A 20,859-nucleotide genomic window follows, 5' to 3' on the forward strand; every position below is an offset into this window, starting at 1 on the left:
TACAGGGATACCCGGGATCTGACGTTCCGGGAAGGTTGAAAGTCCCTGTTGCCCGAAGTAGGTGCCATGGTGAAGTTCATCCGCATTCGCCGCGATGTGCGGCGGCCATGCCGTCATGGGTCCCCGGCCGCAGTACGGCTGCTTGGCATGCGACAGGGCACCAGCAGCAGGCACGCTCGCGCCTCTGACCCTTGGGCCGTCTGGCAAGGGTTTCCCGACGCTGCCGCTTCCCCTTCCAGCACGCTGTGCCACCTCACCGTCCACCACCGGGCATCCCGCCATCCATCAGCATCAAGGGAGTAGTACATATGCAGTTCAGCAACCAAGTAGCCCTCGTCACCGCAGCCGGTGCAGGCATCGGCCGCGCCATCGCGCTGCGCCTGGCCAAGGACGGGGCCGCCGTCCTGGTTTCAGATGTCAATGACGCGGCCGGCGCAGAAACCGTGGAACTGATCGAGAACGCCGGGGGACGTGCCTCCTACCTGCACGCGGACGTCTCAGTTCCCGAGGAGGTCAATGCGCTGGTTCCCCGCGCCCTGGAGGTCTTTGGCCGTTTGGACATGGCGGTGAACAACGCCGGGGTGGGTGCCATGCCCAAACCCATTCAGGATGTCACCACCGCTGACTGGGAGCGTTCCATCAACATCACCCTGACCGGCACGTTCCTGGCCATGCAAAGCCAGATCCGGCACTTTACCGAACAGGGGCAGGGTTCCATTGTGAACATCGCTTCCCTGGCGGGAATTAGCGCTACCCCGCAGCTGACCCCATATGGTGCGGCGAAGCACGGGGTCGTTTCCCTGACCCGCAGTGCCGCGAAGGAAAACGCTGAAGCGGGCATCCGCGTCAATGCGGTGGCCCCCGGCGCCATTGAAACCGCGGCTCTGGCATCCCTGCCGGAGGAGGCGAAGGCCGGATATGCGGCAGAGATTCCCATGAAGCGGCTGGGTCAGCCAGAGGACATCGCCAGCGCCACCGCGTTCCTGCTTTCCCCGGAAGCCAACTTCATCACCGGTGTGGTGCTGCGCGTGGACGGCGGCACCGAAGCCTAAACCCGGCAGCAGCTGCCAAGCATGGCGCCTGGTGAAAGCAACGGCGGACGGCAGGAAGGATCTTCCCGTCGCCCGTCGTTGTCTTGGTTATGCCTGCTGGGCGGTCAAGCGTCCGCGTTGACCACGAGCCGCCCGGACTTCGCCATCCACCGCTCAAAAGGCAGGGTCAGGAACGGTAGGGTGGAGGCCGCCGTGCCAACAACCAGCACCCAGATCTTCCAGCGGAACGTCACCGCAGTCACCACCGCAGCAGCCAGATAGCACAGCCAGGTCACGCCGTGCGCCCATCCGAAGATCGTCACGCCAATGCCGTTGCCGTTGATCAGGTACTTAAAGGCCATGCCGGTCAGCATCCCCACCCATGTGAAGCACTCGACAATCGAAACCACCTGGAAGAACCGGCGGATCGCCGTTTGCCAGGCAGCCGTTCCCAACGGCCGCTTTTGTTCGGCGGCAACAGGGTGGGTCGACGACTCAATGACGGACACGGCGGCTCCTGCATTCAATGATTCAAAAATGGCAATCCCACCCACCCTATCCGTCACCCCAAACCAATACTTGACTTCGTAAGCAACACCACTGGAGCGTCTTAAAAAGCGGATCTGCGTGCAAGTGCGAAATGTTTACTGGTTCATCAACCCTTGCCCGGCATCACCGGAAACCTTTTTCTTCGTCCAGTTCCACTGCGCATTTGCTCAAAATCCCCGCCAACCACTCGATTCCGGGGAGCCCGAGTGATGGACTAGCGCCATGGCTACTTACAACATCGGGTACATCGTTGGTTCGCTCTCCAGCAAGTCCATCAACCGGATTCTTGCCAAGGCCCTGATCAAGCTGGCACCGGATTGCCTGGAATTCACCGAGATCCCCATCGGGGATCTGCCGTTGTACAACCGCGACCTGGACGAGAACTATCCGGAGGCCGCCACCAAGTTCAAGAAGCAGATCGAAGCTTCCGATGGCCTGCTGATCGTTTCCCCGGAATACAACCGCTCCATCCCAGGCGCGCTGAAGAACGCCTTGGATTGGGGGTCCCGCCCCTGGGGCACCAACTCCTTCGCACGCAAGCCCGCAGCCGTCATTGGAGCTTCCACCGGCGCCATTGGCACCGCCCTGATGCAGTCCTCAATGCGCACGGTCCTGGGGTTCCTGGACGCGCCACAGCTCAATGCCCCAGAGGCCTACATCAGCTTTAAGCCCGAGGCCTACGAGGAGGACGGAACCGTCACCGACGAGTCCACCCGCAAGTTCCTCCAGCACTACGTGGATGAGTACACCGCTTTCATCCAGCGCGTGCTGGATGCAAGCGCCGAAGGCCACATCGGAGATCCGGGGTCGCCGCAAAAGTAGCGTCCACCCGCTACCCGATTATCCACCTCACTTCACCAACCCAGGAGATGTCGTTGACCGAGCCGGAGCTGACCCAGTCTTCACTCAATGCCACACAAAATCCACTGCCGCGTCCCACCTGGCCGGAAACAGCCCAGATCGTGGCGGACATCTTTGCGCCGGTGTTGGCCAAGGGACCAATTCGCCGGCGGCCGAAGGTCATGGCGGTCGCCGGGCGCCTGGACATTGAGCGGCGTGGGGTGAAGCGGATGCAGGTCCTGGCCGACAAGTACGGCCCAGGTCCCCTGCAGCTGAAGCTGTTCGGCCGGGAGTTCTCGCTGATCCTGGATCCACAGGACGTGCACCGTGTCCTGGACCAGACACCTGAACCCTTCACTCCCGCCGAACTGCTCAAGCGCAAGGCCCTGGAACACTTCGAACCGCGTTCTTCACTGATCACCCGTGGACCGCAACGGGCCGGACGCAGGGAATTCAACGAAAAGGCGCTCGGCTCGGATCATCCGATACACAAGATGGCCAGTATGCTGCTGCCAGCGGTGCGAGAGGAAGCCAAGATCCTCTTGGACGAGGTTGGAGCCGAGAGTGGCACCCTGCGCTGGGATGACTTCAATCGCGCCTGGTTCCGCATGGTTCGCAGGGTCGTGCTCGGGGATTCGGCTAGAAATGACGATCGGCTGATCGAGCTGATCGAGTCGCTGCGGTCCAGGGGCAACCTCGCTTTTCTTCGGCCGCTGGACCGGGTCACCCGTGACGACTTCCACGCCACACTCAAGGAGATCCTCGACCGCGCGGAGCCCGGGAGCCTGGCGGCGTTCATGCAGAATATGGGGCCTTCCGAGACGGAACCCGCGGATCAGGTTCCACAATGGCTCTTTGCCTTTGATCCCGCCGGAACCGCCGCATGGGCCGCCATGGCACTGCTCTCCAGCGATGAGCCGAAGATGGACGAGGCCCGTGAGGAGGCGTTGGTTCAGGCTTCAGACCCGGCCCCGCTGTTGCCAAAGTTGCGCCACGCCGTGCTCGATACCCTGCGCCTGTGGCCCACCACGCCCTTCATCCTGCGCCAGGCCACCCGCGCGGTGGAATTCACGCCGGGCATCATGCCCAAGGGCACCTCGGCGCTGATTTTTGCGCCCTACTTCCACCGGGACGACAGGCACCTGGACTACGCCAACACGTTCAGCCCACACATCTGGGATGCTGAACGCACCAACACCGACTGGCCGCTGGTGCCCTTCAGTGACGGCTCAGGCATTTGTCCCGGACGACACCTGGTCCTGATGCTGACCAGTAATTTCATCGCCGAGCTCGTCCGCGCGCACGATGTGCGGCTGCTCCAGCCGAGCCTGGACCCCCGGAATGTACCCAGCACGTTCAATACCTATGGCGCCGAATTCCGGGTTACCTCTCGTTGAGCCAGCAGCGTGAGGGCCTGTCTCGCCTGATCCCGGCTAACGCGACAGCGTGAAGCTGTGCGTTGGTCGGGAGGATCCGGGCCCGGTGAAGTAAACGTTCAGCGACCCGAAACCGGGCAGCACCGTCACCATAATCCGGGGGCTCGACGTTGCGGATGCGGTACAAATGAAACGGTCCGGGCCCAGCCAGCTGTTGCTCTTGCGGCATCCGTCCCCGGCATCGGCCCAACCCCACAGCAGGCTGTGGGTGGCGAGCGTGACCTCGAAGGCCTGGCCAACTGGGATGTTTGAGGTCGTGAGCGCGAATTCGTAGGTCGAAGTCAGTCCGTGAGTCACACTATGCAGACTGACCTCTACCTGCGGTTCGGTAGTACCAGGTTCCGGATCGCTGGGCTCCGGGGCGGGGTCGCTGGCCAACTGCGGGGGCATCATCTTCGCTGTCACCGGTTAAGAGTGGGCGGGCGGTGAATCGTGACGCGGTTGTCGAAAGATTTCCTAAAAGTTTTTCGCGTCCGTTCCTACCGCAGGTTCAGGCGTTCCTTCCACCGGCGGTAGATGGTCCGCCGTCCACCATGGGCGGCGAAGGTCCGCCACGCCATGCGCACCACCCGCAGGTGGCTGCGCGGGCTGGACAGGCTGCGGCCCGCCACTCCCACGACCAGCCCAAAATCCAGCCGGACTTTTGCTTTTGACGGCAGCACACAGGAAAGATCCATGTCATCATGCAGTTCGGGGGCTTGGCGGTGCACCCGGGGTGAGGCGTACTGCCAAACACGCTGGCGCATCGCCATGTTCGAGCCCCACAGCGGCACCCTGGCCAGCGCGGCGCCGATGGCAGCATAGTAGGCCCCGAAATAGTACGCGGCTGCCACGGTCCGAGCCCACTGCGGCAGGTCATAGAAGACGCCCAGCCCGGTGACTGCGTCCAGGCCCGGGTTGCGGGAGAAGTTTTCAAGGATGCGCGACACCCACCGGGCGTCGGGCCGGCTGTCCGCGTCGCAGCGGGCAATGATGTCCCCTTCGGCGGCGTCGTAGCCGGCGGCCGCGGCGGCGGGAATCCCGCGGCGCGGCTCGCGGATGACCCGCACCCCGGCGGCCTGGGCGAGCTGCCGGCTGTTGTCCGTGGATCCGTTGTCCACGATGATGATTTCAAAGGGCTCATCCCGCTGCCTCTTGAGCAGGTCAAGCAGCACCGCCAGGTGCTGCTCATCGTTCAGGACCGGCACGACAACGCTAACCCGGTTCATTCTCACCCCGCCCTGCGCCGCGCAAAGCGCGATCGGTCCGGAAGACGCCTGAAGCTGCCAGCGCGGAGCCGGCGAGCCCGGCCAGCAGGTCCCCCATGGTGTCGTCGTAGCCCACCCCGATGCGTGGGTCCAGCAGCCGATAACCGGCCCACTCGCCGATTTCCCACAGCACCGCCAGCAGGGCACCGAGCGCCACGAGGATTACAAAGCGCCACCACGCTCCCCCGGGACTTGTCCCATTCATCAGGCCCGTTGTGCGCAGTGTGCCGTGGAGCAGGCCGACCACAACGCCCATCAGCAGCCCATGAACCGCAAGGTCGAGCCACTCGATGAGCGCGTAGGCGCCCAGGGCACTGAAAACGGTGGCGCCCAGCAGGACGAGCTGGCCCAGCGCATCGCGCCAGCGAGTCGACGCGAAGTAGCGAAGCGCCCATTGCCCGCCCCAGGACAACGCGGCCGCCAGGAAGGCGGCCGGCCCGGCCACGGCATAGGCCCAGGGCAACAGCAGCAGGCCGATCCCGCGCAGCAGGTCGGTGGCGTGGGGAACAAAGGAGTCCTCATAGGCGGCCCTGGGTTGACGTTCGATCGTGACCTCCTTTTCGCTAGAGGATACAGCGCCAAACCCGCATTCCACGGCCGCGGTCATTCTCCGCACAGGATCAAGCACGCCGACGCTCCCCCATGCCCGTCTCCGGTGGGCCGCCTAGGTCCGTCCGTCCTCAATTCCCGGCACCTGAGCGCTGGCTGAAGGGCCCGGATTTCGCCCCGGCGGCGTGCCATCATGGGCACAGACCTGAAGGACAAGCACGCCAGGTGGTTCGGCAGCGACGCTCCGGGCCGTGGCGCCGTCGAGAGGAGTCCCGCATGAAAACCGTCAGCAAGCTGATCGTCGAATCCCTGGCCGAGTACGGGGTCACCCACGCCTGGGGCGTGGTGGGAGACGCCCTGAACCCCATTACGGATGCGATCCGGCAGGAGCCGGGCATGGAATGGGTCGGGGTGCGCCACGAGGAGGTCGCCGCGTTCGCCGCCGGCGCCCAGGCGCAGCTGACGGGGAAGCTGGGATTGTGCATGGGAACGGTGGGCCCGGGCTCGATTCACCTGCTCAACGGGCTGTACGACGCGAAGAAGTCCCACGCCCCGGTGCTGGCCATCTGCGGCCAGGTGCCCTCCTCGGAGATCGGCAGCAGCTTCTTCCAGGAAGTCAACAACGATGTGCTGTTCAGCGACGTGGCCGTGTTCGCGCACACCGTCACCTCCGCCGACCAGATGCCGCAGCTGCTGGAGCAGGCGGTGAACGCGGCCGTCTCCCGCAAGGGGGTTGCGGTGCTGACCGTGCCCGGGGACGTGGGCGGCATGGAGCTGGAGAAGAACGTGCGCCGCGCCCAGTTCGTTCCCGAGGCCGCGCAGTCCGCCGCCCCGCGGGCGCAGATCGAGGCGGCGGCCAAGGTGCTGCAGGACGCCGCGAAGGTCACCCTGCTGGTGGGCGTGGGCGCCCGGGAAGCCCGTCCCGAGGTACTCGAGCTGGCCGAGCGGCTGCAGGCCCCGATGGTGCTGACCCTCAAGGCCAAGGAAGGCCTGGAAGAGCAGAACCCCTACCAGGTGGGGCAGACCGGGCTGATCGGCAACCCGGCGGCGGCCAAGGCGCTGGATGAGGCCGAGGTGCTGTTCCTGGTGGGCACCGACTTCCCCTACCGGGACTGGTACCCCACCGGCAAGACGGTGATCCAGCTGGACATGCGCGCCGAGCACATTGGCCGGCGCACCCAGGTGGCCCATTCCCTGGTTGGGCACGTGCAGCCCACCCTGGCCGAGCTGCTGCCGCTGCTGAACACCTCGCGCGAGGGCAAGCACCTGAGCGCCATGCGCAAGGACTACGAGCACTGGATGCAGCGTCAAATGAAGATCACCGACCCGCAGCGGGACCGAGGTCTGATCGGCAAGGTGCGCAGCCTGGTGGAAAACCCGGATGAGCTGATCCGCCCGGAGGCGGTGGCCGCCGCCCTGGACGCCCAGGCGGACCAGGACGCGATCTTCACCAGCGACACCGGCATGTCCACCGTCTGGCTTTCCCGGTTCATCACGATGAGCGGGACCCGGCGGCTGCTGGGCTCCTACAACCTGGGCTCCATGGCCAACGCCATGCCCCAGGCGCTGGGCGCCCAGGCCCTGGACCGCACCCGCCAGGTGATCGCCAACTGCGGGGACGGCGGGCTGATGATGCTGCTCGGGGATTTGCGCACCGCGGTGACCTACAACCTGCCGGTGAAGTTCGTGGTGTACAACAACGGGCGGCTGGGCATGGTGAAGCTGGAGCAGGAGCAGGGCGGACTGCAGGAATTCGGCACCGAGCTGGACAACCCCAACATTTCCGCGGTGGCCCAGGCCATGGGCCTGAAAGTGCAGCGGGTCACCGACCCCCAGCAGCTGGATGCCGCCGTCGCCGCCGCCCTGGCCAGCGAGGGCCCCTACCTGTTGGACATCCAGACCAACCCGCAGGAGATTTCGCTGCCGCCCAAGGCCACCGTCTCGGACGCGTGGGGCTTTGCGATCGCCAAGTCCAAGGAGGCCCTGGAAAGCGCCTAGCCGCAGAAGGCGCCCGGGCCGGGCGCCGCTACTGGTTGGGCAGATTGTAGTGGTCGGCCAGCAGCTCAACGGTGCGGGCCTGCGCCTGGCGTGAGTACCCCATGACGACCAGCATGATCTCATCCACGCCGGTTTGTTCCTGCAGGCGCTCCAGCTGGGATGCGACGTGCGCGGGGGTGCCGTTGATGAAGCGGCGGTCGTAGGAGTCCAGGATGGCCTGTTCGTTGGGGCTGGCCTGATAGGCCTGGACCTCATGCGGGGGCAGCAGGGCGTAGGTCTGGCGTTTGAGCATGCGCAGCATGGCCATGGCCGAGGACGCGGTCTCGCGGCGCGCCTGGTCCGGGTCCTGGTCGGCCACCACCCCGACGCTGATCAGGGTCTGCGGTGCGACCAGGAACCGGGAGGGGCGGAAGCTTCTTCGGTACAGGTCCAGGGCGGTGCCGGCGTCCGCGTCCCCGAACTGCAGGGCGAAGGCGTAGGGCAGTCCCAGCTCGCCGGCCATCCTGGCCGAGAAGGGCGAGGATCCCAGCATCCACAGCGCGGGAACGCCCGCGGAGCCGGGCACCCGGTTTTCGGCGGCCTGCCAGGGCCCGGGTACGGCGTGCACGTTCCGGTAGGGGTGCCCCTGCCCAAAGTCGTCGTGCAGGAATCCCAGCAGCTCCCCGAACTGCTGCCCAAAACCGTCGTTCGCATCGTGGTGGCGGCGCAGCGCCGCGGCGGTGGGCAGGTCGGTGCCCGGAGCCCGGCCCACGCCGAGGTCGATTCTTCCCGGCGCCAGCGCCTCCAGCATCCCGAACTGTTCGGCGATCACCAGGGGTGCGTGGTTGGGCAGCATGATCCCTCCGGCGCCCAGGCGGATGCGGCTGGTCTCTGCGGTCAGCCGGGCCGCCATCAGCTGGGGCGAGGAGGTGGCGGCGGCCGGCATCGCGTGATGCTCGGACATCCAGAAGCGGTGGTAGCCGCGGCGCTCGGCCAGTTGGGCGAGGTTGATGACCTCCTGCAGGGCGTCACTGGCGCTTTGGCCGACGGAGGTGTGGGCGTTGTCGAGCACGGACAGGGTGATGGGCGCCGTTCCCGACGGCAGCAGCTGGGACATGGGTCTCCTGAGTTATCACGGTAAAAGAATGGTTTTGTCGTGATAATGATCCTAACAGCAATCTCATGGATAGAATCAACCTGTACCATGAGAGATATGTCGAAGATTCCGCTTCCCCCCGCCCCCGGGGCCGCCGAGCACCTGGGCCTGGCCCTGGCAAACAGCCTGGTCACCCTGCCTGGCCAGGAGCTGGCCGACGAGCTGGGAACCCCGGAAGAGGCGACGGGCTGGCTGATCGAGAATGAGCTGGCCCCGCGGGACACGGCCCTGCTGCCCTACTGCCAGAACCAGCTGACCGCTCTGCGCGCCAATGTCCGCTCCCTGCTGGCGGCGCAGGTTGCCGGACGGCCCCCGGAACGAAGCGCACTGGAGGCGGTCAACCGGGCGCTGACCGGCATCGCCAGCGCCCCGTTGCTGCACTACTCCGAAGACCGCGGCCTCTTCCGGGCCGCGGAGCACCCGGTCACTCAGCTGGTGGAACACGCCATGGCGCAGATTGCCGAAGACACCGCCGCGCTGCTGACCAGCGACCACAGTGCCACCATGGCCCAATGCGAGGCCGCCCCCTGCGACCGCTTCCTGATCCGCTCCCACGCGCGCCGGCGCTGGTGCTCGACCCGCTGCGGGGACCGCATCCGGGCGGCCCGGGCCTACGCGCGGCGGCAGAAATAGGGAAGCGGGCAGAACGGTGACGCACCATGGCAAGAAACGGCACCAACGAAACGGGCCATCATGGGGTCCGGCGCTGACCGAGCTGCTGGTCGGGCTGGTCTGCCTGGGGATCGCGGGCCTGGCGCTGCTGTGGGTCAGCGGCGTGCTCCCGCCGCCCAAGGAGCTTCCCAGCGTGCGGCGGCCGTGGCATTTCACGTCCTTCTCCACCCTGGAGCAGTGGCTCTGGCTCGCATTTTGGACGGTGATGTCCTTCATGGTGCTCTTCGACGGGATCCGGCGCGCCCTCGCCACCGCCGGCAAGCGACGGGACCGCAGCCTCGAAGGCCAGGGGTCGGATGACCGGTCCGTCGGCGGACACCAGCCGGTGGCGGCTGACCGGCCGCTGCTGGGTTCGAAGCGGAAGCGCCGACGCTAGCTGGTTCGCACCGTCCTGCGCGTTTCTCCCCTTCACCGCCTGGGTCTACTGTTGTCTAGGCGAATTCAGCCGCCATCATTCACCTGCCACGAAGGGCAAACCATGACCCAACCTGCCGCCCAGGGCTTTCCATCACCCCAGGCACCCGCGCGAGCGCCCAAGCCCCCGCGACGCTTCAATGTGAACATCTTCCGGGCCACGCTGTGGCTGCTGGTCGCACTGATCGCGCTGTTCACGCTCTCCGGACTCTCCTCCGTGGGCGATCCGACCCAAGCCGCGTCGGCGATCTCGCTCGCGGAAAACACGAAGGTCGCCAATGACGCCGCCACGCAGGGCTCACCGCAGCAGCAGGTGGTCAATGGCTGGTTCGTCGCCGACACCATCCCGGTGCTCTCCGAACAGCTGGCCGGGGTGCACGCCGCCGGAATCTACACCTCGCGCCTGTACACCCTGGCCCTCATCGCCCTGCTGGGCGCCTGCCTGGATATTGCCGGGCGCAGCTGGGGCGCGCACCACAACCAGAAGCTGGACAAGGCCTCGCAGGCCCAGGCGGAATCACCGTCCATGTGACGGTTTTTCCCGCTGGAACGCTACCGGGAGGGCAAGGCGCTATCCCATCCGGGAGATTTCCTCCTTGCGCTTTTCCACCTGCACCTCGGCAAAGTCCCGGGCCTCCAGGTCGGTGTCAAAGGCCAGCCCGAAGCCCACCACATAGCGGCCGGTGGACGGGGTGAGCCGGAACAGCGAGAAGTCCAAGGTGCGCAGCAGATCCAGCAGGCTCTTCTTGAACCTCCCGTTCAGCTTGTCGAACACCTGCCCGTAACCGGATTCATCCTCGATGACCTCAACGTCGCACAGGAAGCGGGCCCGCTCGCGGGCAAAGAGGTTGCGGGAGGCCGATTCGTCGGCCAGCATCATGGCGTTGACACTCTTGCTCGCGCTCAGGTGCCAGTAGTGCTCGGCGATCTTGGAAATGTACACGTACATCTGCCCTTCGTGGATCACGAAGGGCGCGTAGGAGATGAACGGCTGGCCCGCGTCATCGATGGTGCTCAGCACCAGGGTCTGGCAGTTGTCGCGGAATTCCCGGTAGTCCTGGGCGCGGTCTTCCAGGGTCTTGGTTTCGGCCATGGCTTCTCCTTGGGGTCGTTCTTGAATAGGGTGTCGTTGATGTTGGGATGGGGCCGGGCTAGAGGCGCGCGACCGGATGGATGCGCCGGCCGGCGGGCCCGTCGCTGATCTCGGCGTGCACCTGGTAGACCGAGGCCAGCGTCTGGTGGGTCAGGATCTCGCGCGGGGTGCCGCTGCACGCCACCCGGCCGCGGTGCAGGACGACCAGGTCATCGCTGTAGCTGCTGGCGTGGTTCAGATCGTGCAGCACCATCACCACGCTCAGCCCCTGCTCCCGGTTGATCCGGGCCACCAGCTCGAGCACATCGAGCTGGTGGGCGATGTCCAGGTAGGTGGTCGGCTCGTCCAGCAACAGGATTTGCGGCCGCTGGGCCAGCGCCATGGCAATCCAGGCCTTCTGGGCCTCCCCGCCGGACAGGGTGGCCAGGTTGCGCTCCCGCAAGTCCTGCAGCCCGGTCTGCTCAATGGCCTCATCGATGATCCGGTGGTCCGCGGCGTTCAGCGCGCTGAACCAGCGGTGGTGGGGGTGGCGTCCGAAGCCCACCAGCTCCCTGACGCTCACATCCGCCGGCGCCTCGTGGCGCTGGCTGACCAGGCACAGGTTGCGGGCCACCTCCTTGCGCGAGAACGTGGACAGGGCCCGGCCGTTGAGCCGGATGCTGCCCGCGGCCGGCTGCAGCATCCCGGTCACGGCCTTGAGGATCGTGGACTTGCCCGACCCGTTCGGGCCCAGGATGGTGGTGACTTTCCCGTCCCCGGCCTCCAGGCTGACCGAGTCCAGCACGCGGCGGCCCGGGTAGTCCACGCACAGCGAGTCGATGCTGATCATCAGGAGCGCTCCCGCCGCAGCAGGTACAGGAAGTACGGCCCGCCGATCACGGCCATCACGATGCCGGCCGGGATTTCCAGCGGGGTGAACAGCGAGCGGCCCACGGTGTCGGCCAGCAGCAGCACCAGGGCGCCGAAAATCAGTGAGAGCGGGAACATGTATCGGGCGTTGGTGCCCACGAAGAGCCGGGCCATGTGCGGGACCACGAGTCCCACGAACCCGATCAGCCCGACCGTGGAGATGGAGATGGAGGCCAGGTACACGGCGGTGCCGCACAGCAGCAGCCGGGTCCGGGTCAGGTCCTGGCCCAGGTTGTGGGCGGTCTCCGCCCCCAGGCGCAGCACGTTCGCCGAACGGATGCAGTACACCAGCAGGACCCAACCGAGCACGGAGTACGGCATCAGGGTGGCCACGTCCCCCAGCCCCTTGCCGGCCAGCGAGCCGTTCAGCCAGGCCATCGCGCCGGGCAGCTTGTCGCTGTTCAGCAGCGACAGCAGGCCGGTGATGCCGCCGAACACGGAGTTCACCGCCACCCCGGCCAGGATGACCCGCATCGGGCTCATGCCCTTGGCTGGCTGCCAGGCGAAGAGGAACACCATGACGGTGGCGATTGACCCGCCGACCAGGGCGGCCAGCGGCACCACGGCGGTGAACTGCGGGGCCACCAGCAGGATGAACAGCACCGCGACCGACGCCCCGGAGGAGACCCCGGTCAGCCCGGGGTCGGCCAGCGGGTTGTGCATGGCGCTTTGCAGCAGCGCCCCGGAGGCGGCCAGGTTCGCCCCGATCAGCAGCGCCAGCCCGATGCGGGGCAGGCGCAGGTCCCAGATGATGGTGGAGCTGGTGTCCGCCGCCTGCCCGAACAACGCACCGAGCGTTTCGGACAGTCCGAAGCGCACCGACCCGACGCCGACGGCCAGCAGGGCCGCGAGCACCAGGACGCCGGCCGCGGCCACGATGATGCCCATCTTCCGGGCGTGGGCGGCATCGCGCTGCGGTGCGGGGGCGGCGGCCCGGGCAGCCATCGGCTCCCGGCGTACCGTGACGCTCATGATCCCAGGGCCGCGGCCATGGTCTTAAAGGCTTCCGGCGCGCTGGTGATCGAGGAGAGCCCGTAGAGTTCGAACGGCAGTGCGTGGATGGCGTCGTTCTTCGAGGCCGTGACCTTCTGCCAGGCCGCCTGGCCCGCCAGTTCCTCCTTCACGCCCTCAAGGACGGTGTCCGCTTCCCCGTGGGCCAGGATCAGCACCACGTCCGGGTCCTGCGCCACGACCTGCTCCATGCTCAGCGGCGTGTAGGCCTCCCCCTGGCCCAGCTCGGTGGCCACGTTCACGGCTCCCAGGCTCTTGGTGATTTCTCCGGCGAAGGTGTTCTCCCCCATGACCATCAGTTCGCCCGGGGAGCCGAAGAGCATCAGCACCTTCTTGGACTCACCGGCGGCGGTGTCCCGGGCCGCCGCCTCGGCCTGCTCCACCTGCCGGACCAGGTCCTGGGCCTGCTCGGTGGCGTCGAACAGCTCACCCAGTGCCAGCGTGGTCGCCTTCAGCTCGGCCACCGAATCGGTGGGCAAGTGGCTGGATTCCAGGTTCAGCGGCTTGAGCTTCTTGTCGATGGATTCCCCGATGGAGGCCGGGCTGAGCACCAGGTCCGGTTTGAGCTGGGCGATCTTTTCCAGGTTCGGTTCCACCGAGTTGCCGACCTTTTCCACGTCCTTCACGCCCTCGGGCAGCGGGTTCTGCGAGCTGGGAACCCCCACCAGCGGCACACCCAGGGCATCGGCGATCTCGGTCAGACCCACGGACATGCTCACCACCCGCTGCGGCGCCTGTTCGGGCAGCAGCTTTCGCACCTTGGCAATATCGGCCTCGGAGGTGGCCGGCTGCGCGGAGGCGCTGTGCGAGGCCGCGGCACTCGGGGAGGGCTCGGCAGGACTGGTGGCGCCGGCCTGGCAGCCGGTCAACAGCAGGGAGGCAGCCAGCAAAACGGCGCCGGGCATGGCAATACGCATGAAAACTCCAAAGCGGGAAACGTGTGAACTAAGGGTAGGCTATCCAAGTTCCGCACAATTAACCTAATCGAATCTTTGGTAAGTTTCTTGGGTAAGGCGAAGCTAATTTTTGTGGTAGGGGAGTTGGTGCGGGGCGGGAAAGATCTTCCGTCGCCCCCGACGGCGAAGATCAAATGGATGCGTCGGGAAGAGGCACCCACCGGTCGATCTGCTGCGGGAAAAGCAAAAGCGCCTCCCCTCACTCCGAAGTTATCTCGTGAGGGGAGGCGCTGGCTGCTGCGGCAGGCTTCCTACGCCTCGCCGCGGCGGATCAGCTTGCCCTTCGGCGTCTGGAAGTCCACGTCGACCCCGCCCACCATGGCCGAGCGGATGACCCCGGCCAGGGTCTTGCCCTCGTAGGGGCAGATCGGGTTCTTGTGGTGCAGCTTCTTCACGTCCACCACGAACGCCTCATCCGGGGCGAAGAGCGCGAAGTCGGCGTCGTTGCCCAGGGCGATGGCGCCCTTGTTCTTCAGCCCGGCCAGTTCGGCCGGCTTGGTGGACATCCACGAAATGACCTGTTCCAGGCCGATGCCGCGCTGCTTGGCCTCGGACCAGATCAGCGGCAGGCCCAGCTGCAGGGAGGCGACCCCGCCCCAGGCAACGCCGAAGTCCCCGTTTTCCACTTCCTTCAGGTCGATGGTGGAGGGCGAGTGGTCCGAGACGATGCAGTCGATGACCCCTTCCTCCAGGCCCTTCCACAGCAGTTCGCGGTTGGAGGCCTCACGGATCGGCGGGCAGCACTTGTAGGCGGTGGCGCCGTTGGGGATTTCCTCGGCCAGCAGGGTCAGGTAGTGCGGGCAGGTTTCCACGGTCAGCTTCACGCCGTCCGCCTTGGCGCTCTTGATCATGGCCAGCGCGTCAGAGCTGGACAGGTGCAGCACGTGGGCGCGGGCCCCGGTCCAGCGGGCGCGCTCGATCACCTGGGCGATGGCCACGTTCTCCGCGCCGCGTGGGCGGGACTTAAGGAACCGCTCGTACTGGTCGCCCTCGGCGTCCGGGGCGCGGTCGATGGCGTGGGAGTCCTCGGCGTGCACGATCATCAGCGAGTCGAAGGACTTCAGCTCCTCCATGTCCTCCTCCATCTCCTCAACGGTGAGGGAGGGGAACTCGTCCACGCCGGAGTGCAGCAGGAAGCACTTGAAGCCGAACACCCCGGCGTCGTGCAGTTCGCGCAGGTCCTTCTTGTTCCCCGGGATGGCCCCGCCCCAGAACCCGACGTTGACGTACGCCTTGGTGCTGGCGGCCTCGCGCTTGATTTCCAGCGCCTGAAGGTTCACGGTGGGCGGGATGGAGTTCAGCGGCATGTCCACGATGGTGGTCACCCCGCCGGCGGCGGCGGCCTTGGTGGCCGATTCGAAGCCTTCCCATTCGGTGCGGCCCGGCTCGTTGACGTGGACGTGGGTGTCCACCAGGCCCGGCAGCAGCACCTCATCGGCGCCGACCTCGATGACCCGTTCGCCGCGCAGGTTGTTGCCCAGCGGTTCGATGGCCACGATCTTCCCGTCCTTCACGCCCACTTCGCGGGCGGTGATTCCGGCCGTGGTCAGGATGCGTTCGCCGCGCAACACCAAGTCGAACTCGGTGGTCGTCTCGGTGCCGGTGGCGGCCTGGGTGGTTTCGGTGCTCACAGTTCGTGCTCCTGATTCCTGATGTGTGATTCCTTGGGTGCGAGTGCCGGTTGCCTACCGGCGGCCCGCGGTGGTGCTCGCGGCATGCTCTTGCGCGATGGTCTTGGCCAGCCTGGTGCCGGCCTCGGTGACCAGTTCGGCCGAGCGGGTCATGGCCTCGCCCGGATCCTTCACCAGGTCCACCAGCGCCACGGTGTGGCGGATGCCGGCGTTGGCCAGCTGTTCGGGGTCCAGCGTGGTGCGCCCGCACACGGCGTAGACCGGGATGCGGTGCGCGGCGGCGGCCTGGGCCACCCCGATGGGGGTCTTGCCCTCCAGGGACTGGCTGTCCAGGCTGCCTTCGCCGGTGATGACCGCGTCCGCGCCGGCCAGGGCCTGGTCCAGCCCGGTCAGCTCAAGCACCACGTCGATGCCGCGGCGGCGTTCGGCCCCCAGCAGCGCGATAGCCGCGTAGCCCATGCCCCCGGCCGCCCCGGCCCCGGGCTGCTGGCGGTATGCGGTGCCCAGCTCGGCCTCGAGCAGGTCGGCGAAGTGGGTCAGCGCCGCATCCAGTTCGGCCACCTGTTCGGCGCTGGCCCCCTTTTGCGGCCCGAAGACCGCCGCGGCCCCGTTGGCCCCGGTCAGCGGGTTCTCCACGTCGGCGGCGAGCACCACAGTGGTGTGCCGCAGGCGCTCATCCAGTCCGGTCAAATCCGCGGTGGCCAGCTGCGCCAGGGCGGCGCCGCCGCCGGGCAGTTCCCGGCCCTGCGCATCGCGCAGGGAGGCGCCCAGCGCCTGGAGCATCCCGGCCCCGGCGTCGGTGGTGGCCGAGCCGCCCACGCCCAGCACGATCCGGGTGGCCCCGGCCGCCAGCGCGTCGCTGATCAGTTCGCCGGTGCCGTAGCTGGTGGCGGTCAGCGGCTGCCGGGTGCCGCCGGGCAGCCGGTCCAGTCCGGAGGCGGCGGCCATTTCGATCACGGCGGTCCCCTCGTGCAGCGCGTAGCTGGCCTCCAGCCGCTGGCCGGTGGGCCCGGTGACCCGCGCGCGGCGTTCGGTGAACCCGGCGGCCAGGGCCGCGTCCACGGTCCCCTCACCGCCGTCGGCCACCGGCACGGTGACGCTTTCCAGCGGGTCGATCACCCGGGACAGGCCGGTGTGCAGGGCGGCGGCCACCTCGGCCCCGGTCAGGGTGCCCTTGAACTTGTCGGAGGCGATGACGATCTTCATCCCGCGGCCCGCCTTTCCCTCATGGTCCTGCTGACGTTGTTGTTCTTGGCCCATCCCCGGCGCCGGTGGGGTCCGGGGATGGGTGTGGCCCGCCGGGTGGCGGGCCGTGCCGCCAAGGCGCGCAAGGCGTGCGGCGGATCACAGTTTCCTGTATCCATTGTGCACGCTTTGCGCACCTCGGGGTGTTCCGGTTGGGTGAGTGTGACGACTGACCCTAGCCGAGTACTGCGGTCCGCTCGCTCAGCGGCACCAGGGCGGTCGGCGCGTCCCCGGCCTCAAGGGCCAGGTCCTCGAACTCGTTGACCGCGTCGAGCCCGGCGCCCATGGAGATGTTGGTGACCCGCTCCAGGATGACCTCCACGACCACCGGCACCTGGTGCTCGTCGGCCAGGCGGTTCGCCTCGGCGAAGCCAGCGGCCAGCTGGGAGGGGTCCTCCACGCGCACGGCCTTGCAGCCCAGGCCCTCGGCGACCTTCACGTGGTCCACGCCGTAGCCGTTCATCTCCGGGGAGTTGATGTTCTCAAAGGCCAGGGAGACGTGGTAGTCCATCTCGAAGCCGCGCTGGGACTGGCGGATCAGGCCCAGGTAGGAGTTGTTGACCACCACGTGCACGTAGGGCAGCTTGAACTGCGCGCCCACGGCCAGTTCCTCGATCATGAACTGGAAGTCGTAGTCCCCGGAGAGGGCCACGACCTTCTCGCCCGGCTTGCCGCGCACCACGCCCAGCGCCGCTGGCCCGGTCCAGCCCAGCGGGCCGGCCTGTCCGGCGTTGATCCACTTGCGCGGGCCGAACACGTGCAGCATCTGCGCGCCGGCGATCTGGCTCAGGCCGATGGTGGACACGTAGGTGGTGTCCTGGCCGAAGGCGGCGTTCATCTCCTGGTAGACGCGCTGCGGCTTGATCGGGATGTTCTCGAAGTTGGTCTTGCGGTGCCCGGTGCCCTTGCGCTCGGTGCACTCGGCCGACCACTGGGAGTAGTCCGGCACCCGGCCGGCGGCCTTGCGCTCGCGCACCACCTCAAGGATGGCCTCAAGCGCGGCCCCGGCGTCGGAGGTGATCCCCAGGTCCGGGCAGAACACGCGCCCGATCTGGGTCGGCTCGATGTCCACGTGCACGAACTTGCGCCCGGCGCGGTAGGTGGCCAGGTCCCCGGTGTGGCGGTTGGCCCAGCGGTTGCCGATGCCCAGCACGAAGTCGGAGGCCAGGAACGTGTCGTTGCCGTACTTGGTGTGGGTCTGGATCCCGACCATGCCCGACTGCAGGCGGTGGTCGTCCGGGATCGCGCCCCAGCCCATCAGGGTCGGGGAGACCGGGATGTCCAGTTCCTCGGCCAGCTGAACCAGCGCGGCGCTGGCGTTCGCGTTGATCACCCCGCCGCCGGCGATGATGATCGGGCGCTCATGGCCGGTGAGCAGGTCCACGACCTTCTCGGCCTGGGCGCGGGACATCTGCGGGTTCTGCACCGGCAGCGGCTCGTAGGAGTCGATGTCGAAGTCGATCTCGGCCATCTGCACGTTGATCGGCAGGTCGATCAGCGCCGGGCCGGGACGGTTCGAGCGCATGATCTGGAAGGCCTTGGCGAAGGTGCCCGGCACCAGGCCCGGCTCCAGCACGGTCACCGCGTACTTGGTGACCGGCTTGGCGATGGACTCGATGTCCACGGCCTGGAAGTCCTCCTTATGCAGCACGTTGGTCGGCGCCTGGCCGGTGATGCACAGCATCGGGATGGAGTCGGCGATCGCGGCGTACAGCCCGGTGATCATGTCGGTGCCGGCCGGGCCGGAGGTGCCCAGGCACAGCCCGATCTTGCCGGTGGCCCGCGAGTAGCCGTCCGCGGCGTGGCTGGCGCCCTCCACGTGGCGGTGCAGGGTGTGGCGGATCCCGCCATGGTCCTTCATGGCCGAGTACAGCGGGTTGATCGCGGCCCCGGGCAGGCCGAACGCCTCGGTGGCGCCTTCCTTCTCCAGGATCTGCACGATGGCATCTACGGTGCGCATCTTAGGCATGGGAATCACACTTCCTTGCTGGTCCGGCCGCTGGCCGGGGTCTTTCGAGAAAAGTTTGCATCCAGCCGGCGTTGGGTCCGGCTGGGGTGGATAGACCTGCGACGGGACCCGCGGCTGGCACCACACGGAGCAATCACGTGGTCCTTTGCGTGGGGTCCTCGGCTCATCACACCGGCCGTCCTGGCTTCCATGAGCACGTGGGGGCCCGGGCAGTCGAAGACTTCGAGCTTCGGGACGATCTGTCAGGGAATCACTGATGTCGCTTCGACCCGGGCGCCCCTGGAGCAGGACGGCTGCGGATCCCAGGACCGCTGCGTGCGGTCTGCGGATCCCGTCACAGGAATCTTTGGGCCGGGCCGGTGTTTCCGGCCCGGATGGCTACTCGGACTTGCCCGACAGGCGCTGTACGCCGCGGAAGAGTCCGGAGTGGTCCAGCGAGCCGTCGCCGCTGGCCACGGTGGAGCTGACCAGCTGGGCCACCAGGGCGCCCAGCGGCAGGATGACCCCGGCCTCGCGGGCGGCGGAGGTGACGATGCCCATGTCCTTGTTGTGCAGCGCCAGGCGGAAGCCCGGGCCGAATTCGCGGTCCAGGATCTTCTGGCCCTTCTGGTCCAGCACCTTCGAGCCGGCCAGCCCGCCGCCGAGCACCTGCAGCGCCGAGTCGGTGTCCACGCCGTAGGCCTCCAGGAAGACCACGGCCTCGGACAGCGCCTGGATGTTGGAGGCGACGATCAGCTGGTTCGCGGCCTTCACGGTCTGCCCGGAGCCCGAGGGGCCGACCAGCACGATGGTCTTGCCCACGGCCTCCAGCACGTCCTTGGCCTCGGAGAAGTCCGCCGGCTCGCCGCCGACCATGATGGACAGCACCCCGTCGATCGCGCCCTGCTCGCCGCCGGAGACCGGGGCGTCCAGCGGGCGCAGCCCGGCTTCGCGGGCGGCGTCGGACAGGCGCACGGCCACGTCCGGGCGGATCGAGGAGTTGTCGATCCACAGGGCGCCGGACTTCGCGTTGGCGAAGACGCCGTCCTCGCCGGTGACCACGGCTTCCACGTCCGGGGAGTCCGGAACCATGGTGATCACCACGTCGGCGTCCTTGACCGCCTCGGCGATGGTCTTGGCCGCGGTGCCGCCGGCGGCGGCCAGTTCCTCGGCCTTGGCGGCGCTGCGGTTGTAGCCGGTGACCTTGAAGCCGGCGTTGACCAGGTTCTTGGCCATGGGCAGGCCCATGATGCCCAGTCCGATGAAGGCGATGTTCTTGCTCATTTGTCCTGTTCTTTCAAAGCTGTCGAAGGCGGTGCCGGCGGGGCCGGCCTCATGCGGGAGGTGCGCTAGGCGGAGGTGCTGGCGGTTTCCAGCCAGTTGAACGCGGTCTCGCGCTCCTGCTTGTACTCCAGGGCGACCTTGCCGGTGTAGCCCAGTTCGCGGGAGCGGTCGATCCAGTCGAACAGCGGCAGGTTGCCGGTGCCCGGTGCGCCACGGCCCGGGTTGTCCGCGATCTGGATGTGGCCGAAGTCCTTGGCGTGCTGCTCGATCACCGCGGCGACGTCATCCCCGTTCACGGCCAGGTGGTAGAAGTCGGCCAGCAGGGCGATGTTCTGGTTGCCGGCGGCCTTGACCTTGTTGATGACCTCCAGCGCGTCGGCGGCGGTCTTCAGCGGGTAGGCCGCGGCGCCGGAGACCGGCTCGATCAGCACGGTGCCGCCGATGCGGGCCACGCCCTCGGTGGCGGCGAGAAGGTTCTTCAGACCCAGCTCGTCCTGCTCGGCCGGGGTGTATTCCTCCTGGCGGTTGCCGTAGAGCGCATTGAAGGCCTTGCAGCCGGTGGCCTCGCCGATCGCGGCGACCACTTCCACGTTCGCCTTGAACTCGGAGCAGCGGCCCTTCCAGGACACCAGCCCGCGGTCGCCGCCGGGCATGTCACCGGCGTAGAAGTTCAGTCCGTCCAGCTGCACGCCGGCGTCCTTGAGGGAAGCGACGAAGTTATCCACGTCCTTGTCGCCGGGCACGGCCTCGGCGAACGGCCACCAGAATTCCACGCTGTCGAAGCCCGCGGCCTTGGCGGCGGCTGCGCGTTCCAGGATCGGCAGTTCGGTCAGCAAGATCGAGCAGTTCAGTGTGTAGGACACGTCGTTCCCTCCTTGAAGTCTTTCCATAATTTCAACATGTGGAAACTA

Annotated in this window: 21 protein-coding genes; 7 read left to right on the forward strand and 14 right to left on the reverse strand. The window is 67.2% G+C overall.

What is annotated here, in order from left to right; translation table 11 throughout:
* Positions 1-308: 308 nt before the first annotated feature.
* Positions 309-1,052, forward strand: a complete 744-nt coding sequence (locus tag GcLGCM259_RS13715; protein WP_138926957.1) for an SDR family NAD(P)-dependent oxidoreductase — start codon at positions 309-311, stop codon at positions 1,050-1,052.
* Between the two features lie 104 nt (positions 1,053-1,156).
* Here GcLGCM259_RS13715 and GcLGCM259_RS13720 read toward each other — a convergent pair whose 3' ends face one another.
* Positions 1,157-1,540 carry a DUF3817 domain-containing protein gene (locus tag GcLGCM259_RS13720; RefSeq protein ID WP_175419448.1) on the reverse strand — a complete coding sequence of 128 codons (384 nt, stop codon included), beginning with the start codon at positions 1,538-1,540 and terminating at the stop codon, positions 1,157-1,159.
* Positions 1,541-1,802: 262 nt separating this feature from the next.
* Here GcLGCM259_RS13720 and GcLGCM259_RS13725 point away from each other — a divergent pair, with 262 nt between their 5' ends.
* Both GcLGCM259_RS13725 and GcLGCM259_RS13730 read left to right on the forward strand, forming a co-directional pair.
* Positions 1,803-2,402, forward strand: a complete 600-nt coding sequence (locus tag GcLGCM259_RS13725) for an NADPH-dependent FMN reductase (RefSeq protein ID WP_138176352.1) — start codon at positions 1,803-1,805, stop codon at positions 2,400-2,402.
* 53 nt (positions 2,403-2,455) lie between these two features.
* On the forward strand, positions 2,456-3,817 hold the full coding sequence (locus GcLGCM259_RS13730) for a cytochrome P450 (protein WP_175419449.1): 1,362 nt from the start codon (positions 2,456-2,458) through the stop codon (positions 3,815-3,817).
* Positions 3,818-3,853: 36 nt separating this feature from the next.
* Here the strand turns inward: GcLGCM259_RS13730 and GcLGCM259_RS13735 are convergent, their stop codons facing one another.
* From GcLGCM259_RS13735 to GcLGCM259_RS13745, 3 genes are all read right to left on the reverse strand, one after another.
* A complete protein-coding gene (locus GcLGCM259_RS13735; protein WP_138926960.1) occupies positions 3,854-4,153 on the reverse strand; it encodes a hypothetical protein in 300 nt (99 codons plus the stop codon).
* A 182-nt stretch (positions 4,154-4,335) separates the two neighbouring features.
* Positions 4,336-5,064 carry a glycosyltransferase family A protein gene (locus tag GcLGCM259_RS13740; RefSeq protein ID WP_138926961.1) on the reverse strand — a complete coding sequence of 243 codons (729 nt, stop codon included), beginning with the start codon at positions 5,062-5,064 and terminating at the stop codon, positions 4,336-4,338.
* Positions 5,051-5,710 (reverse strand): DUF2238 domain-containing protein, encoded by a 660-nt coding sequence (locus GcLGCM259_RS13745; protein WP_175419451.1) that lies wholly within the window; start codon positions 5,708-5,710, stop codon positions 5,051-5,053. The genes GcLGCM259_RS13740 and GcLGCM259_RS13745 overlap by 14 nt, the downstream gene beginning before the upstream one ends.
* A gap of 218 nt (positions 5,711-5,928) precedes the next feature.
* On the opposite strand from GcLGCM259_RS13745, the gene GcLGCM259_RS13750 reads away from it, so the two are divergent.
* On the forward strand, positions 5,929-7,650 hold the full coding sequence (locus GcLGCM259_RS13750; RefSeq protein ID WP_138926963.1) for a thiamine pyrophosphate-dependent enzyme: 1,722 nt from the start codon (positions 5,929-5,931) through the stop codon (positions 7,648-7,650).
* A gap of 28 nt (positions 7,651-7,678) precedes the next feature.
* On the opposite strand, the gene GcLGCM259_RS13755 is transcribed toward GcLGCM259_RS13750, so the two are convergent.
* On the reverse strand, positions 7,679-8,746 hold the full coding sequence (locus GcLGCM259_RS13755; protein WP_138926964.1) for an LLM class flavin-dependent oxidoreductase: 1,068 nt from the start codon (positions 8,744-8,746) through the stop codon (positions 7,679-7,681).
* A gap of 96 nt (positions 8,747-8,842) precedes the next feature.
* Between GcLGCM259_RS13755 and GcLGCM259_RS13760 the strand changes: the two genes are divergently transcribed.
* From GcLGCM259_RS13760 to GcLGCM259_RS13770, 3 genes are all read left to right on the forward strand, one after another.
* The gene (locus GcLGCM259_RS13760) at positions 8,843-9,418 is read left to right on the forward strand and encodes a CGNR zinc finger domain-containing protein (protein ID WP_138926965.1); all 576 of its coding nucleotides are present in this window, start codon (positions 8,843-8,845) and stop codon (positions 9,416-9,418) included.
* A gap of 16 nt (positions 9,419-9,434) precedes the next feature.
* Entirely contained in the window at positions 9,435-9,833 is a 399-nt protein-coding gene (locus GcLGCM259_RS13765; protein ID WP_138926966.1) for a hypothetical protein, read from the forward strand.
* 102 nt (positions 9,834-9,935) lie between these two features.
* A complete protein-coding gene (locus GcLGCM259_RS13770) occupies positions 9,936-10,403 on the forward strand; it encodes a hypothetical protein (RefSeq protein ID WP_138926967.1) in 468 nt (155 codons plus the stop codon).
* A 39-nt stretch (positions 10,404-10,442) separates the two neighbouring features.
* On the opposite strand, the gene GcLGCM259_RS13775 is transcribed toward GcLGCM259_RS13770, so the two are convergent.
* The 9 genes from GcLGCM259_RS13775 to GcLGCM259_RS13815 form a co-directional block, all read right to left on the reverse strand.
* Positions 10,443-10,964 (reverse strand): HugZ family pyridoxamine 5'-phosphate oxidase, encoded by a 522-nt coding sequence (locus GcLGCM259_RS13775; RefSeq protein WP_138926968.1) that lies wholly within the window; start codon positions 10,962-10,964, stop codon positions 10,443-10,445.
* Positions 10,965-11,022: 58 nt separating this feature from the next.
* The gene (locus GcLGCM259_RS13780) at positions 11,023-11,793 is read right to left on the reverse strand and encodes an ABC transporter ATP-binding protein (protein ID WP_138926969.1); all 771 of its coding nucleotides are present in this window, start codon (positions 11,791-11,793) and stop codon (positions 11,023-11,025) included.
* Positions 11,793-12,845 (reverse strand): FecCD family ABC transporter permease, encoded by a 1,053-nt coding sequence (locus tag GcLGCM259_RS13785; RefSeq protein WP_217496538.1) that lies wholly within the window; start codon positions 12,843-12,845, stop codon positions 11,793-11,795. The genes GcLGCM259_RS13780 and GcLGCM259_RS13785 overlap by 1 nt, the downstream gene beginning before the upstream one ends.
* Positions 12,842-13,801: a helical backbone metal receptor gene (locus GcLGCM259_RS13790; protein ID WP_138926970.1), complete on the reverse strand. Its 960-nt coding sequence runs from the start codon at positions 13,799-13,801 to the stop codon at positions 12,842-12,844. Before GcLGCM259_RS13790 ends, GcLGCM259_RS13785 begins: the two co-directional genes overlap by 4 nt.
* 290 nt (positions 13,802-14,091) lie before the next feature.
* The gene (gene allB / locus GcLGCM259_RS13795; RefSeq protein WP_138926971.1) at positions 14,092-15,471 is read right to left on the reverse strand and encodes an allantoinase AllB; all 1,380 of its coding nucleotides are present in this window, start codon (positions 15,469-15,471) and stop codon (positions 14,092-14,094) included.
* A gap of 54 nt (positions 15,472-15,525) precedes the next feature.
* The gene (locus tag GcLGCM259_RS13800; protein WP_175419452.1) at positions 15,526-16,677 is read right to left on the reverse strand and encodes a glycerate kinase; all 1,152 of its coding nucleotides are present in this window, start codon (positions 16,675-16,677) and stop codon (positions 15,526-15,528) included.
* Between the two features lie 214 nt (positions 16,678-16,891).
* Positions 16,892-18,685 (reverse strand): glyoxylate carboligase, encoded by a 1,794-nt coding sequence (gcl, locus tag GcLGCM259_RS13805; RefSeq protein WP_138926972.1) that lies wholly within the window; start codon positions 18,683-18,685, stop codon positions 16,892-16,894.
* A gap of 378 nt (positions 18,686-19,063) precedes the next feature.
* The gene (locus tag GcLGCM259_RS13810) at positions 19,064-19,948 is read right to left on the reverse strand and encodes a 2-hydroxy-3-oxopropionate reductase (RefSeq protein ID WP_138176332.1); all 885 of its coding nucleotides are present in this window, start codon (positions 19,946-19,948) and stop codon (positions 19,064-19,066) included.
* 65 nt (positions 19,949-20,013) lie between these two features.
* Complete coding sequence (locus GcLGCM259_RS13815; protein ID WP_138926973.1) at positions 20,014-20,811, reverse strand: hydroxypyruvate isomerase family protein; 798 nt, start codon at positions 20,809-20,811, stop codon at positions 20,014-20,016.
* Positions 20,812-20,859: the final 48 nt, after the last annotated feature.

Origin of the sequence: Glutamicibacter creatinolyticus (assembly GCF_006094275.1) — a bacterium.
Taxonomy (GTDB): Bacteria; Actinomycetota; Actinomycetes; order Actinomycetales; family Micrococcaceae; genus Glutamicibacter; species Glutamicibacter creatinolyticus.

What these genes read in the sequence shown, in the direction of transcription:
- GcLGCM259_RS13715 (WP_138926957.1), top strand. Translation starts at nt 309, where the DNA reads ATGCAGTTCAGCAACCAAGTAGCCCTCGTCACCGCAGCCGGTGCAGGC.
- GcLGCM259_RS13725 (WP_138176352.1), top strand. Translation starts at nt 1,803, where the DNA reads ATGGCTACTTACAACATCGGGTACATCGTTGGTTCGCTCTCCAGCAAG.
- GcLGCM259_RS13740 (WP_138926961.1), bottom strand. Translation starts at nt 5,064, where the DNA reads ATGAACCGGGTTAGCGTTGTCGTGCCGGTCCTGAACGATGAGCAGCAC.
- GcLGCM259_RS13745 (WP_175419451.1), bottom strand. Translation starts at nt 5,710, where the DNA reads ATGACCGCGGCCGTGGAATGCGGGTTTGGCGCTGTATCCTCTAGCGAA.
- GcLGCM259_RS13750 (WP_138926963.1), top strand. Translation starts at nt 5,929, where the DNA reads ATGAAAACCGTCAGCAAGCTGATCGTCGAATCCCTGGCCGAGTACGGG.
- GcLGCM259_RS13755 (WP_138926964.1), bottom strand. Translation starts at nt 8,746, where the DNA reads ATGTCCCAGCTGCTGCCGTCGGGAACGGCGCCCATCACCCTGTCCGTG.
- GcLGCM259_RS13760 (WP_138926965.1), top strand. Translation starts at nt 8,843, where the DNA reads ATGTCGAAGATTCCGCTTCCCCCCGCCCCCGGGGCCGCCGAGCACCTG.
- GcLGCM259_RS13770 (WP_138926967.1), top strand. Translation starts at nt 9,936, where the DNA reads ATGACCCAACCTGCCGCCCAGGGCTTTCCATCACCCCAGGCACCCGCG.
- GcLGCM259_RS13775 (WP_138926968.1), bottom strand. Translation starts at nt 10,964, where the DNA reads ATGGCCGAAACCAAGACCCTGGAAGACCGCGCCCAGGACTACCGGGAA.
- GcLGCM259_RS13780 (WP_138926969.1), bottom strand. Translation starts at nt 11,793, where the DNA reads ATGATCAGCATCGACTCGCTGTGCGTGGACTACCCGGGCCGCCGCGTG.
- GcLGCM259_RS13785 (WP_217496538.1), bottom strand. Translation starts at nt 12,845, where the DNA reads ATGAGCGTCACGGTACGCCGGGAGCCGATGGCTGCCCGGGCCGCCGCC.
- GcLGCM259_RS13790 (WP_138926970.1), bottom strand. Translation starts at nt 13,801, where the DNA reads ATGCGTATTGCCATGCCCGGCGCCGTTTTGCTGGCTGCCTCCCTGCTG.
- GcLGCM259_RS13800 (WP_175419452.1), bottom strand. Translation starts at nt 16,677, where the DNA reads ATGAAGATCGTCATCGCCTCCGACAAGTTCAAGGGCACCCTGACCGGG.
- gcl (WP_138926972.1), bottom strand. Translation starts at nt 18,685, where the DNA reads ATGCCTAAGATGCGCACCGTAGATGCCATCGTGCAGATCCTGGAGAAG.
- GcLGCM259_RS13810 (WP_138176332.1), bottom strand. Translation starts at nt 19,948, where the DNA reads ATGAGCAAGAACATCGCCTTCATCGGACTGGGCATCATGGGCCTGCCC.